Source organism: Caulobacter sp. 602-1, from assembly GCF_003931565.1.
Lineage (GTDB): Bacteria > Pseudomonadota > Alphaproteobacteria > Caulobacterales > Caulobacteraceae > Caulobacter.
Map to the genome: position 1 here is coordinate 105,887 of NZ_RRYI01000003.1, position 13,079 is coordinate 118,965.

Below are 13,079 nucleotides of genomic sequence, written 5' to 3' on the forward strand. Positions count from 1 at the left end.
TGCGTCCACTGGGATTCGCCCTCGTAGAACAACGATCGTTGACGCCGTCACGGCGATAGGACAACATTCACTGCCTAGAGAGTTAGTTATTTAGCGGCGAATACGATTTGGCGAGCGGCAGGTCGGACGTTCGAAATCGACGGCGGGACAGTCTTCTGGATCTCACCTCGCGCCTGGCGGGCGGCCTCGCGTCGCCCGCCATTCTTTTCCGGAGAGACGAGAATGACGATGGATCGACGCGATCTGCTGCTTGGCGCCGGCGCCGCCCTGACGCCTCTGATCGCCGCCGCCGAGATCAAGCCCAAGCGGCCGGCTCCCGCGGGGTTCCTGTGGGGCACGGCGATCTCGGCCTATCAGAGCGAGGGCGGCAACACCAACAGCGACGCCTGGCTCATGGAGAACATCCGGCACAGCATGTTCAAGGAACGCTCGGGCGACGCCTGCGACAGCTACCACCGCTATGCCGAGGACTTCGCGATCGCCGGCGGCCTGGGCCTCAACTGCTACCGGATGGGCGTGGAGTGGGCCCGGATAGAACCCAGCGAGGGCGAGTTCTCCGAGGCCGAACTCGACCACTACGCCCGTATGCTCGAGGCCTGCCGCGCGCGGGGCCTCAAACCCATGGTGACCCTGAACCACTTCACCACGCCGCTATGGTTCGCCATGCGCGGGGGCTTCGAGGTCCCTGACGCCCCGGCCCTCTTCGCCCGATACTGCCGCAAGGTCGCCGAGCGCCTGGGCGGGCTGATGCACATGACCACGACCTTCAATGAGGCCAATATCCGCCTGCTGGTCGACCTCATGCCCGGGATCCAGAACGCCATTCCCGCCGTGAAGGCCGCCATCGCCGCGGCGGCCAGGGCCACCGACTCCCCGCGCTTCTCCCGTCTGGCCTATGCCGACTCGCAAGTCGTCTCGCCGATCATGCAGGAAGCCCACCGCCGCGCCTACGACGCCATCAAGGCGGTCCGGCCGAACCTGCCGGTCGGCGTCACCCTGACCACCCAGGACATCCAGTCGGCCGGCGATCCCAGCCTGGTCGCGATCTATCAGCGCAAGCTCTACGGCGATTGGGTCGAGGTCGCCCGCAGCCACGCCGATTTCTTCGGGGTTCAGACCTACACCCGGTTTGTCGTCGACGAACAGGGAGTGCGCCCGCCGCCCAAGGGCGCCGAGCTGACCCTGGCCGGCTACGAGTTCTACCCTCAGGCGCTCGCCAACACGATCCGCTGGGCGCACAAGGCCATCGGCAAGCCGATCTACGTCACCGAAAGCGGGGTCGCCACCAACGACGACGCGCGCCGCATTGCCTTCATCGACCAGGCTCTGGACGGCGTCCGCCAGTGCCTGGCCGAGGGCATACCCGTCCACAGCTACCTCTACTGGTCGCTGCTGGACAATTTCGAGTGGACGTCCGGCTACGGCGTGCCGTTCGGCCTGGTGGCCGTCGATCGCAAGACCTTCAAGCGCACGCCGCGCCCCAGCGCCGCGCACCTGGGCGCCATCGCCCGCGCCAACCTGATCTAGAAGATCGAGACCGGCGCGTCCGAGGCCACGTCGCTGCCCGAGGCCACGAACGCCAGCAAGGCGTCGACCTTGGGCAGTTCGCACTCGAAGAAATAGCGACAGGCCCGGCGCTTGCCTTCGGCGAAGTCGTCCGGGCCCGGCGGGACGGCCGTGGCCTGGTCCAGCCAGAGCCAGGCGACCACAACGTGACCGAAGGCCCAAAGGAACGGCGTGGCGTTGGCCAGCGCGGCCTGCCCTCCACGACCTCGCAGCCCTTCGATCGTGTCGACCACCGCGCTCCAGGCGCGCGTCAGGGCGCCGGCGTGGTCCTGCAGCCCCGCGACCGCCAGGGCCGCCCGCGCGGTCCGCTCGATCGATCGTTCCAGGACCGCGAGACCCGATCCATCCTGCAGGATTTTACGGCCCAGCAGGTCCAGGCCCTGGATGCCGGTCGTGCCTTCGTGGATGGGGTTCAGGCGATTGTCGCGCCACAGCTGCTCGACATCGAAATCGCGCGTGTAGCCATAGCCGCCGTGGATCTGGATCGCGATGTCGTTGGCCAGCAGGCCGTGCTCCGATGGCCAGGTCTTGGCGATCGGCGTCAGCAGACCCAGAAGCGCCGCGTCGTCGGCATTGCCGGGCGACGTGTCGACCAGCCTCGCGCAGTAGAGACACAGCGCCAGCGCGCCTTCGACATAGGCCTTCTGCTGCAGCAACATCCGCCGCACGTCGGGGTGCTCGATGATCGGCGTCGGCGCGCCGGATCGCCGCCCATGAGAGCGTCCCTGCAACCGCTCGCGGGCGTAGGCGACGGCCAGCCGGTAGCCGCGATAGCCCAGCGCCGCGGCGCCCAGCCCGACACCGATCCGGGCCTCGTTCATCATCAGGAACATCTGCTTCAGGCCCTGGCCGGGCTCGCCGACGATCCATCCGACCGCCCCGCCCCGCTCGCCGAAGTTCAGCAGGCAGTTGGCCGTGCCGCGGTAGCCCATCTTGTGGTTCAAGCCCGCCACGGCGACGTCGTTTCGCGAGCCGTCCGGCAGGATCTTGGGCACGATGAACAGCGAGATGCCCGCCGTCCCCTCGGGCAGCGCGCCGGACGCGTCCGGGACCTTGGCCAGCACCAGGTGGACGATGTTCTCGCTGACGTCCTGGTCGCCGCCCGAGATCCACATCTTGTTGCCGGCGAGACGATAGCGCGCGCCCAGCTCGTCGTCGCCATCAGGCGTCGCCCGGGTGCTGATATCGGCCAGGCTGGACCCGGCCTGTGGCTCGGACAGACACATCGTGCCGAACCAGCGCCCCTCGATCTCGGGTCGCGCGAAGGCCTCGAACTGGGCCTCCGACCCGAACGTGGCGATCAGGCGCGCATTGGCCACCGTCAGCATCGGATAGGCGGCCGTCGCGACATTGGCGGCGGCGAAGAAGGCGAACGAGGCCGAGCACAGCAGATAAGGCAAGCCCAGCCCGCCCTGCTCCTCGGGAAAACCGGCCGAGAACAGGCCCAGGTCCGCGTATTGAGCCAGCGCCTCGCCGATCGCGCCGCAGACGCGAACCTGGCCGTCGTCGAGCCACGGCTCCTCGACGTCGTTGCGCTTGAAGTGCGTCAGGAACCGCTCGGCCGCCAGCTTCTCGGAAAGATCCAGGATCGCATCGGCCGTCTCGCGATCGATCAGATCGCCGGCCTTCAGCCAGGTGTGCAGCAGGAAGTCGACATCGCGACGATCAAGAACGCTCATCAGATGACCGTCATGCCGCCGTCGACGACCAGGATCTGGCCGGTGATGTGGCCGCCCGCGTCCGAGGCCAGAAGCAGGGCCGGGCCCATCAGGTCGGTGTCGCCGCCCAGCTTGCCCAGCGGCGTCCGGCGCAGCATGTCCTCTCCGTGCTCGCCCAGCGTCGCTTCCGTCATCTTTGAGGGGAAATAGCCGGGCGCCAGGGCGTTGACCCGGATGTTCTTCGGACCCCATTCGGCGGCAAGAGCCCGGGTCAGATTGACCACCGCGCCCTTGGCGGTGTTGTAGGCGATCGTGCCCAGCTGGTCGGGATGGTGGCCCTGCAGGCCCTCGATCGAGGCGACATTCACCACCGAGCCCTTGCCCTGCTTGAGAAACGCCGCGCGCGCCACCGCCTGGGTCAGCAGGAACAGGCCCGTGACGTTCAGGTCGATGACCTTGTTCCAGCCCTCCAGCGGATAGTCTTCGGCCGGCGCGCCCCAGGCGGCGCCGGCATTGTTGACCAGCACGTCGATGCGCCCGAACCGCTCGAGCACCCGTTCGGTCAGCGCCGAGGCCGTCTGCGGCGAGCCCAGGTCCGCCGCGAAGCCGACGGCCGTGATCCCCTTCGCCGAAAGCTGCTCGACCGCCGCGTCCAGTTCGGCCTGCTTACGCGCCACCAGCGCTAGCGAAGCGCCGTATTCGCCCAGCGCGCTGGCGATCTGCAAACCCAGGCCCCGCGACCCGCCCGTCACCAGCGCCACCTTGCCGGAGAGGTCGAAGAGCCCCGCCAGCGTTCCATCCTTGCTCATCACTTGTCCTTAGATGCCATGGCGTCCTGGCGTATCGCCTCGAAGCCTGCGGCCATGAACCGCGCCATGTGCCGCCGGATCGACACGAAATCGTCGGAAGAGCACAAACCGTGTGACAGCTCGTCAAGGCGGCCGGTGCGGGCCATGTTGTGGGTCATGGCGCCCGACACGAAGTGGTACCCCCAGAAGATCGTCGCCTCGTCGCAATCGGGCATCGCCTTCTTGAGCAGGTCGATCAGGGCCAGGACCACCGGGTTGAAGTACTTGCTCATCTTCTCGGCGCCCCAGCCGGCGGCGCTGTTGGCCTGAGCGCTGATCTTGCCGAAGGCCAGCCACTGCTCGGTGTCGTCGATTTGGACGTTCAGGTCGGTGTCGATCCAGGCGTGCAGCGCCCCTTCGACCGTGACCTTGTCGCCCACCGCCTCGGCGTAGCGGCGCATGGCCTCGAGACGGTTGCGGGCCGAGATCGGGGCCCGCCGCGCCCACACCGCCTCGTACAGGCTCTCCTTGCCGTTGAAGTGGTAGTGGATGAGCGTCGAACTCACGCCGATTCGCGCCGCCACGTCCTTGAGGGTGACGCCATGATAGCCGAACTCGGCGAACAGCTGCTCGGCGGCGTCCAGGATGCGCTCGATCGAGGCCTCGCGGACGCGAGCCTTGTGGTTGGGCGCGCGAGGGCGCGCGGGCGGCTGTCCTGGCGTGGCTTGGTCGGTGCTGCTCATTTCGACTCGGGTAGCGGTTTCGCCTCCACCCCGTCAACGCGGGGCCGCGGAAAGGTCGAGAGGGTGAAGGCGCCCATGAGGATCGCCTTCACCCCCACGGCCACGCTCAGAAGTCGTAGCCGACGCGAACGCCGAACGTCCGAGGCCGCAGGATCGCGTAGCGGCTGTAGACGAAGGCCTCGGGGTGGATGTAGGTCGTCGCCCGGCTGTTGCCGAGGTTCTCGCCGTAGAGCATCACGTTGATGTTGTCCTTGCGGATCCCGGTCTGCAGGTTGACGTGGGTGTAGGCGTCGGTGCTGTCGTACAGCGGGCTCTTCACGCCCGCCTTGCCCGGCGTGTTCGGAAACCCGTTCGGGAACGAGCCCACGTGCTGGACCTGGACGCTGGTGAAGCCCCGCGCCCCATTCTTGAGCGTATAGGCGTATGTGCCAAACAGCGTCCCCTGAACGTGGGGCGAGGCCAGGCGCGCGCCGTCCACGGCGCCGGAGATCACCGCCTCCTGCGCCGTCAGCTCGGTCACCTTGGCGTTGTTCAGGGCGCCGTTGACGCCGATCGTCCAGCCGGGAGCCGGAACGAAACTGACCTCGGCCTCGAAGCCCTTGCTGATCGCCCGGCCGACATTGGTCGCGAACTGCACCGAGTCCGACTGGCGGTTGGCCTGGACCTGGATGTTCTTCCAGTCGATCAGGTAGGCGGCCATGTTCGCCGTCAAGCGGCCGTCCAGCCACCGCCCCTTCGCGCCGACCTCGTAGTTGACGAGGTTGTCAGACCCCGCGCCGGCCGGGATGACGAGATCCGTGGGGGTGACGGTGCTGACGCTTCCGGCCCGGCTGTTGTAGACGGGCGTCCGATAGCCGGTGGAGATCGTGGCGTAGGTCGTCAGCGCACGCGAGGGCTTGTAGCTCAGGCTGGCCTTCCACGACGCCTTCGACGCCGACGGGTATTTGGTGTGCGCCGCCGCGCTCGGCGTCAGGGCCAGCGGCCCCGAAATCCCGACCAGGGCGTAGGTGAAGTAGGCGGTGTTGAAGCCCGGCTTGGTGTCGACCGCGCCGCCGTACTTGCCGTAGCGGACGCCCCCGGTGGCCGACAGCTTGTCGGTCAGGTGGTAGGTCAGCTCGCCAAAGCCGGCCAATTCATAGGTCTTGGTGTCGCTGCCGAACGCGGCGAAGGTCGTACCTGGCAGTCCGGTGATCTTGCGCGCGCTCAGATACGCGGCGCTGGAGCGGTCCTCGCCGTTCAGGTCGGTGTCGCGATGCAGGTAGAAGCCGCCCGCCACCCAATCGACCTTGCCGCTGGTGGTCGAGGCCAGGCGTGTTTCCTGGACGAAGGTCTTCGAGGTGAAGCTGTCGAACAGATAGAACGGCACTGCCAGGTTGAAGGTGCCGGCCAGGTCGACGTTGAACAGGCTGTCGGCGACCGAGTAGGTCGATGAACTGGTCAGGCGCGCGCCGTCGAATTGGTACTCCAGCGTGCCGTTGTAGATCTGGGTCTTCGACGTGTACTGATCATTGATGGTGCTGTAGCGCTTGCGGTCGCCCAGCGACGGCGTGGTCAGCGAGGCGTCATTGGGGTCGCTGTCCTCGTAGGAGGCCAGCAGCCGCACGCTCAGCCGGTCATTGGGCCTGTAGAGCAGGATCGCCCGACCGCCCCAGTCCTTCAGGGAATTCGAGTTCTTCTCGCCCGTGCCGGTGTTGTCGACGAAGCCATCCTCGTCCCGGTAGAAGCCGACGACGCGCAGACCCAGCTTGTCCTTGACCAGGGGGACATTGACCATGGCGTTGTAGCGTTGGCGCCAGCTCTTGGCATCCCCGGTATAGCCGATGTCGGCCTGGACCGTAGCGTCATAGCCCGTCGTATCGGGGCTCTTGGTCAGGACGCGCAGCGCGCCCGACAGCGAGCCCGAGCCGAACAGCGTGCCTTGCGGGCCGCGCAGGAACTCGACGCGCTCCACGTCGTACAGGCTGGGATCGAGCGTGACGGTGTTGCCGATCGTGCTGAGCGGCAGCTCGTCCAGATATATGGTGGTGGTGGTCTGCAGGCCCGCGCCCCAACCGTTCGTCGAGATCCCGCGGACGGTGAAGCGGGCGTTGTTGTCGCTGGCCCGGTTCAACACCACGCCCGGCGTCTCCCGCGCGACGCCTTCGAAACTGACGACGCCCTTTTGCGTCAGCTCGCTCTGGGAAAAGGCGGTGATGCTGAGCGGCACGTCCTGGAGACGTTCGCTGCGGCGGGTCGCGGTGACGACGACCTCCTCCACGCTGCTTACCGTGTTGCTGACGGCTTTGGCGTCGGTGGACGCGGCGCTGGTTTGCGCGACGGCGGACGTCGCCGCGGCCATGAGCGCGAGCAGCGACGCCGAATAGACTAGACGGCTCATTCTTCCCTCCCTGTCGCCGCCGCGCCTTGATGACGCCGTTCGACGAACGCCGCGACCATCGCATCGGCGTGCTTGGAGAGTCAATATTGACTGACACGTTAGTCAGTATTTGAGCGACGTCGCATGCCACGCCCCCGAAAGCTGGACCGGTTTGAGCGGAAATCTCCGCGTTGCGAGGCCTGGGCCGCGGCGCGAGGAATGGATCGCTTCGAGGGGCGCGGATCCGTTACTCGCAGTAGCGACGCAGACCATCATACCCCAGGTAGGTGCCGCTGCGTGGGTCGAAGGATCTGTATTTGCGAGCGCAGTAGGCGATCCAGTCCGGGTCGCTCAGGCGCGGCTTGACCCGCTCCTTTTCCTGTTGGGAGCCGGCGATCGCCGCGCCGAGGGCGAAGCCCAGCAGGCCGGCGATGATGGCTTCGTCATGATCATCACGACGATCGCCATGGCGACGCAGGTAGTCTTGGCGGTAGTCCCACTGGCGTTGGCTCCAGCCGGAAGGAGGCGGACGCCGCTCGAAGCGATGCGGATCATGCGAGGGGCGATGGGGCGCCTGCGCGAGCGCGGCGACCGGACCTTGAATCGCAAGAGCGAGGGCCAAGGCGCCCGTGAGAAGAACTTTCCGCATTTCGAGTCTCCCGTAGGTCGAACAGAATTGGCGACGGGTCCGACGGTCATGGGCGCCCGCCAAGGGTGATCGCCCGTGACGGCCGGCTACAAATCTCGGAACTGGAGCACGACCCGAAGCTGTCCCCTCGGCGGCGCGGCGAGCGGCTGCGCGCTGGCGAGAGCGGCTGCGACCAGAGCGCGTATCAGCATGAAGACGACCTTTCGAGCCAGACGCCGCTGAAACCTGTCATGGACGCGGCGCCAGCGAATTGACGCGCCTCAACATGCCGATCGAGCCGAACCCTCGTGGCCTTGGCGGGATCGTCATGGGGTCTGTCCGGGTGGCAAGGGCCACGGACCAAGACGGGCCGCCGAAAGGTCAATGCGATACAGACCGATTTACGCTTGAGCTGCGTCAAGGTGAGGGGCGCGAAAGCCGCCCCAATAAGGCTCCCTTGCGGTCGCACGAGGCTGGGAAGACCGATTGACCCGCTTGCTGTCCATGCGGTCGGCGATCGTCGGCGGCGCCGCCGCCTTGTTGGCCGGCTGCGCCACGGGCCCCGACTACCACGCGCCGACGCTTGCCGCGCTGAAGGTGCCCGAGCAATTCGCGACCGGGGCGCGAGAGACCTCAGCAGACGCCGACCTGGCCCGCTGGTGGCGGGCCTTCGACGACCCGATCCTGACGGCCCTGGTGGAGCGGGGGCTGGCCGCCAACCTCGATATCGACGAGGCGGGGTCGCGGGTGCGGGCGGCGCGCGCCGATCTTCGCGCGGCGCGGGGCGCTCTGCTGCCCAGTCTGGACGCCTTCGGCTCGGGAACCCGCCAAGTCGGCGAACGCACATCGGGTCAGACCTCCGGCCGCGCCAGCTACCAGACCGGCTTCGACGCCGCCTACGAGACCGACATCTTCGGCGGCGGACGCCGTTCGGTCGAGGCCGCCCGCGCCACGGCCGAGGGGACGCGCGCCAACCTGCGGGCGGTCCAGCTCACCGTCGCCGCCGAGATCGCGCTGAACTATCTCGACGCCCGCGAGGCCCAAGCCCGGCTGCGCATCGCCCGCGATACGCTTTCCAGCCTGGACGAGACCGTGGAAATCACCGGCTGGCGGCTGAAGGCGGGCCTGGTGGGGTCGCTCGACCTGGAGCAGGCGCGCCAGCTCCGCGCCCAGACCGCGGCGAGCGTCCCGGCGATCGAGACGACCTACGCCGGCGCGGCCAACCGGCTAGCGGTGCTGCTGGGCGAAGCGCCAGGCGCGGTGAACGGCTTGCTCGAACCCGCCGCCGAGCCGCCGGCCGCGCCCGTCGTCCAACCCGCCGCGATTCCCGCCGACGTGGTCCGGCGGCGTCCGGACGTGGCGCTGGCCGAACGCACCCTGGCGGCGGAGACCGCCCGCATCGGCGTCCAGACGGCCCAGCTCTATCCGGCGCTTGTACTGAGCGGGACCTTCTCCGGCTCGGGCGGTTCGCTGTCGACCGCCGCCGGCGACATGGCCGGCAGCCTGGTCGGCGGGATCACCGCCCCGATCTTCCACGGCGGCCAGATCCGCGCCGCCGTGGAGGCTCAGCGGGCCAGTGCGGCCAGCGCCTTGGCCGCCTATCGCTCCAGCGTCCTCACCGCGCTGGAGGAGGCAGAGAACGCCCTCGTCTCGGTGTCCTCCGCGGATCGTCGTGAACAGGCCTTGGTCGCCGCCGAGGCGGCCGCCCGCAACGCCGTCGACATCGCCCGTGTCCAATACCGCTCCGGCCGCACCGATTTCCAATCGCTGCTGGAATCCGAGCGCACCCTGCTGTCCAGCCAGGACAGCCTGGCCTCGGCGCGCGTCGCCCGGGCCGCCGCGGCGGTGCAGCTCTACAAGGCCCTGGGCGGCGGCTGGCAGGCCGCGCCCGCCCCCTCCAGCGTCGCCGCTCCCTAGAGAATCCAGATGGACCAGACATCAGCCTCCACGTCCGACGCCCGCGCCAAGATCGACGCGTTTCTGGGCGTGAAACCTGGCGCGCGTCGACGTTGGCCGCTGGTGATCGCCCTCCTGGTCGTCGGCGTGGCGCTGGCGCTGCTGATCTGGTTCCTGCTGCGCGGCGCGGGCGACGAGCCCCGCTACGCCACCTCTCCGGTCGAGCGCGGCGATCTTCGGGTGACCGTCTCGGCCACCGGCAACCTCGCGCCCACCAACAAGGTGGAGGTCGGCTCCGAGCTCTCCGGCATCGTCAGCGCGGTCTATGTCGACAACAACGACCGCGTAACCAAGGGCCAGATCCTGGCCCGACTGGACACTTCGCGCCTGGAGGACACGGTCCGCGAAAGCGAAGCCGCCCTGGCTTCGGCGGAGGCCAGCGTCGCCCAGGCCCAGGCCACCCTGACCGAGGCGCGGGCAAGTCTTACCCGCATGGAAGAGGTCTATCGTCTATCCGGCGGCAAGGCGCCCTCCGCCACCGAACTGGACGTCGCGCGCGCCGAGCAGGCCCGAGCCGCGGCCAACCTTCGCGCCGCCCAGGCCGCAGTGGGCCAGGCTCGGGCGAACCTGTCGTCAAACCGCACCCAGCTTTCCAAGGCCACGATCCGCTCGCCGGTGAACGGCGTGGTGCTGTCACGGGACGTGGAGCCCGGCTCGACCGTAGCCGCGACGCTGAACGCGCCCGTGCTGTTCACCCTGGCCGAGGACCTTTCGAAGATGCAACTGGAGGTGAAGGTTGACGAGGCCGACGTGGGTCAGGTGAAGGACGGCCAGAAGGCCACCTTCCAGGTCGACGCCTATCCCGGCCGGACGTTCAACGCCGTGGTCAAGCGCCTGGACCTCGGCTCCACGACAACCACGAGCTCCAGCGGTTCAGGCCAGGTGGTCGCCTATACGGCGGTGTTGACGGCCGACAATCCCGATCTTGCGCTCCGTCCCGGCATGACCGGCACAGCCGCCATCGTGGCGACGGAGAAGTCCAATGTGCTGCTGGTCCCGAACGCGGCGCTCAGGTTCGCGCCCGACGCGGCCGCCGCCCGGAGTACGAGCGGGGCGACCAGCATGCTGATCCAGAGGATGCCGCGCTCGCAGGGACAGACCGCCGACGTCGCGATCGGGCGGGGCAGCCGCCAGACCGTCTATGTCTTGCGGGACGACGGCGAACTACGACCGATTCCGGTTCAGGCCGGCGACAGCAACGGCAGCCAGACCGAGGTCGCCGGCGACGCGCTGAAGGTCGGGATGAAGGTCGTCACCGGCCAGCTCGCCGGGGCGGCGCGATGACCGCCGAGCCGCTGATCTCGCTGCGCGGGATCACCAAGACCTTCGGCGACGGCGCGGCGGCGTTCCAGGCGCTGAAGGGCATCGATCTCGACGTCCAGGTCGGCGACTTCGTGGCGGTGATGGGACCGTCGGGCTCCGGGAAGTCCACGATGATGAACATCCTGGGCTGCCTCGATACGCCCACCGGCGGCGAATACGTCTTCAAGGGCATTCATGTGGAACAGCTCGATCGGGACGAGCGGGCCCTGCTGCGGCGGCGCTATCTGGGCTTCATCTTCCAGGGCTACAACCTGCTCGCGCGAACCAGCGCTCTGGAGAATGTCGAGTTGCCGCTGCTCTATCGCGGCGAACCGAAGCGGACCCGGCGGGAGATCGCCATGGAGGCTCTTCGGAAGGTCGGACTGGCGGATTGGTCGCACCACATGCCCGCCGAACTCTCCGGCGGCCAGCAGCAGCGCGTCGCCATCGCCAGGGCCATCGTCACCCAGCCCGAAGTGCTGCTCGCCGACGAGCCCACCGGAAACCTCGACACCGAGCGCTCGCTCGAGATCATGCGGCTGCTCGAACAGTTCAACGATGAGGCCGGGATCACCATCCTGATGGTGACGCACGAACCGGACATGGCGACCTTCGCCCGCACCACCGTGAAGTTCCGCGACGGTCTGGTCGAGGCTATCGAGGTCGGCCAACGCCAGGACGGAGCCGCGCCATGAACGCCGTCCTGATCACCACCTTCGCCCTGGCGCTCCGGGAGATCCGCCGGCACCTGATGCGGTCGTTTCTCACCGTGCTCGGCATCGTCATTGGCGTGGGCTCCGTGGTCACGATGGTGACGCTCGGCAACGGCACCACCGCCGCCGTCCAGCAGCAGATCTCAAGCCTGGGCGCCAACATCCTGCAGATCCGGCCCGGCCAGGGGTTTGGGCGCGGCGGCGGCGGCGGTTCGCAGCCGCAGCCCTTCGAGGCCGACGATATCGAGGCGCTCAGGCAACAGGTGGCCGGCCTGGTGTCGGTCGCCCCCCTTGTCCAGTCGTCGGGCCTGGCGGTCCGCAACGCCGCCAACTGGTCGACCACCATCTATGGCACCAGCAACGACTACCTGAAGGCGCAGTCCTGGAGCGTGGACGCGGGGCGAACCTTCACGGTGGCCGAGGAACAAGCGGGCAAGACGGTGTGCCTCATCGGCTCCACGGTCCGGCGCAACCTGTTCCGCGACGAGAACCCGGTCGGCGCCTCCATCCGCATCCGCGACCTTTCGTGCCAGGTGGTTGGCGCGCTGGCGGCGCGCGGGTCCAGCATGGGCCCCATGGACCAGGACGACGTGGTGATCATGCCGGTGAAGGCCGCGCAACGCCGGATCACGGGCAACCAACACGTCAGCATGATCATGGTCTCGGTGGACCCGGCCTACGACTCCAAGACCGTTCAGGCCTCGATCAAGTCGCTGCTGCGCGAGCGCCGCCACCTGCAGCCGGCCGACGCCGATGACTTCAACATCTTCGACACCCAGCAGATCTCGGAGACCCTGCGGAGCACGACCCAGATGCTGACCGGCCTCCTGGGCGCCGTCGCCGCGGTCAGCCTGCTGGTGGGCGGGATCGGGATCATGAACATCATGCTGGTGTCGGTAACCGAGCGCACGCGCGAGATCGGCGTCCGGCTGGCCATCGGCGCGCTCGGGCGCGAGGTGCTTCTGCAGTTCCTGGTGGAGGCCGTGGTGCTGTCCAGCCTGGGCGGCCTGCTGGGCCTGACGCTGGCCCTATGCGCCAGCCTGATCCTCGCGCCCATGCTGAATGTGCCGTACATCTTCGACCCGACCATCAACACGGTGGCCTTCGTCTTCTCGGCCCTGATCGGCGTGCTGTTCGGCTACTTCCCCGCCCGCCGGGCCGCGCGGCTCAATCCAATGGACGCGCTTCGTCACGAATAGCCCAACGGATGGACCGGACTGAAACTGGACCGCCCCCGGTTTGCCGCAGGCCTGGTGCCGAAGGTCTAAGATGGATGGCTCGCCAAGCTTGAAAGAAGACGCCCTTCGCGAGTTGGCGGCGAGCGGGAACCGCGCGGGTCCTGCTGGTCCAAGCCGCCGAGGACCCCATC

At 68.1% G+C, this 13,079-nt stretch carries 11 protein-coding genes; 6 read left to right on the forward strand and 5 right to left on the reverse strand.

The window, feature by feature from the left end:
- Positions 1-222 precede the first annotated feature (222 nt).
- Positions 223-1,527, forward strand: a complete 1,305-nt coding sequence (locus tag EIK80_RS09530) for a glycoside hydrolase family 1 protein (RefSeq protein ID WP_125156757.1) — start codon at positions 223-225, stop codon at positions 1,525-1,527.
- On the opposite strand, the gene EIK80_RS09535 is transcribed toward EIK80_RS09530, so the two are convergent.
- The 5 genes from EIK80_RS09535 to EIK80_RS09555 form a co-directional block, all read right to left on the reverse strand.
- Entirely contained in the window at positions 1,524-3,245 is a 1,722-nt protein-coding gene (locus EIK80_RS09535) for an acyl-CoA dehydrogenase (RefSeq protein WP_125156758.1), read from the reverse strand. The genes EIK80_RS09530 and EIK80_RS09535 overlap by 4 nt on opposite strands.
- Positions 3,245-4,033, reverse strand: coding sequence for an SDR family oxidoreductase (locus EIK80_RS09540; protein ID WP_125156759.1), 789 nt, complete (start codon positions 4,031-4,033; stop codon positions 3,245-3,247). Before EIK80_RS09540 ends, EIK80_RS09535 begins: the two co-directional genes overlap by 1 nt.
- Positions 4,033-4,755 (reverse strand): TetR/AcrR family transcriptional regulator, encoded by a 723-nt coding sequence (locus EIK80_RS09545; protein WP_125156760.1) that lies wholly within the window; start codon positions 4,753-4,755, stop codon positions 4,033-4,035. Before EIK80_RS09545 ends, EIK80_RS09540 begins: the two co-directional genes overlap by 1 nt.
- Positions 4,756-4,861: 106 nt before the next feature.
- On the reverse strand, positions 4,862-7,132 hold the full coding sequence (locus EIK80_RS09550; protein ID WP_125156761.1) for a TonB-dependent receptor: 2,271 nt from the start codon (positions 7,130-7,132) through the stop codon (positions 4,862-4,864).
- A 226-nt stretch (positions 7,133-7,358) separates the two neighbouring features.
- Positions 7,359-7,760, reverse strand: coding sequence for a BA14K family protein (locus EIK80_RS09555; RefSeq protein WP_125156762.1), 402 nt, complete (start codon positions 7,758-7,760; stop codon positions 7,359-7,361).
- Positions 7,761-7,825: 65 nt separating this feature from the next.
- Between EIK80_RS09555 and EIK80_RS09560 the strand changes: the two genes are divergently transcribed.
- The 5 genes from EIK80_RS09560 to EIK80_RS09580 all read left to right on the forward strand — a co-directional run bounded on the left by EIK80_RS09560 (position 7,826) and on the right by EIK80_RS09580 (position 12,909).
- The gene (locus tag EIK80_RS09560) at positions 7,826-8,014 is read left to right on the forward strand and encodes a hypothetical protein (protein WP_125156763.1); all 189 of its coding nucleotides are present in this window, start codon (positions 7,826-7,828) and stop codon (positions 8,012-8,014) included.
- A 211-nt stretch (positions 8,015-8,225) separates the two neighbouring features.
- Positions 8,226-9,656 carry an efflux transporter outer membrane subunit gene (locus EIK80_RS09565; RefSeq protein WP_199743432.1) on the forward strand — a complete coding sequence of 477 codons (1,431 nt, stop codon included), beginning with the start codon at positions 8,226-8,228 and terminating at the stop codon, positions 9,654-9,656.
- A 9-nt stretch (positions 9,657-9,665) separates the two neighbouring features.
- Positions 9,666-10,979, forward strand: coding sequence for an efflux RND transporter periplasmic adaptor subunit (locus tag EIK80_RS09570; protein WP_125156764.1), 1,314 nt, complete (start codon positions 9,666-9,668; stop codon positions 10,977-10,979).
- On the forward strand, positions 10,976-11,692 hold the full coding sequence (locus EIK80_RS09575; protein WP_125156765.1) for an ABC transporter ATP-binding protein: 717 nt from the start codon (positions 10,976-10,978) through the stop codon (positions 11,690-11,692). The genes EIK80_RS09570 and EIK80_RS09575 overlap by 4 nt, the downstream gene beginning before the upstream one ends.
- Positions 11,689-12,909, forward strand: coding sequence for an ABC transporter permease (locus tag EIK80_RS09580; protein WP_125156766.1), 1,221 nt, complete (start codon positions 11,689-11,691; stop codon positions 12,907-12,909). Before EIK80_RS09575 ends, EIK80_RS09580 begins: the two co-directional genes overlap by 4 nt.
- Positions 12,910-13,079: the final 170 nt, after the last annotated feature.

What these genes read in the sequence shown, in the direction of transcription:
- EIK80_RS09530 (WP_125156757.1), top strand. Translation starts at nt 223, where the DNA reads ATGACGATGGATCGACGCGATCTGCTGCTTGGCGCCGGCGCCGCCCTG.
- EIK80_RS09535 (WP_125156758.1), bottom strand. Translation starts at nt 3,245, where the DNA reads ATGAGCGTTCTTGATCGTCGCGATGTCGACTTCCTGCTGCACACCTGG.
- EIK80_RS09540 (WP_125156759.1), bottom strand. Translation starts at nt 4,033, where the DNA reads ATGAGCAAGGATGGAACGCTGGCGGGGCTCTTCGACCTCTCCGGCAAG.
- EIK80_RS09545 (WP_125156760.1), bottom strand. Translation starts at nt 4,755, where the DNA reads ATGAGCAGCACCGACCAAGCCACGCCAGGACAGCCGCCCGCGCGCCCT.
- EIK80_RS09550 (WP_125156761.1), bottom strand. Translation starts at nt 7,132, where the DNA reads ATGAGCCGTCTAGTCTATTCGGCGTCGCTGCTCGCGCTCATGGCCGCG.
- EIK80_RS09555 (WP_125156762.1), bottom strand. Translation starts at nt 7,760, where the DNA reads ATGCGGAAAGTTCTTCTCACGGGCGCCTTGGCCCTCGCTCTTGCGATT.
- EIK80_RS09570 (WP_125156764.1), top strand. Translation starts at nt 9,666, where the DNA reads ATGGACCAGACATCAGCCTCCACGTCCGACGCCCGCGCCAAGATCGAC.
- EIK80_RS09575 (WP_125156765.1), top strand. Translation starts at nt 10,976, where the DNA reads ATGACCGCCGAGCCGCTGATCTCGCTGCGCGGGATCACCAAGACCTTC.
- EIK80_RS09580 (WP_125156766.1), top strand. Translation starts at nt 11,689, where the DNA reads ATGAACGCCGTCCTGATCACCACCTTCGCCCTGGCGCTCCGGGAGATC.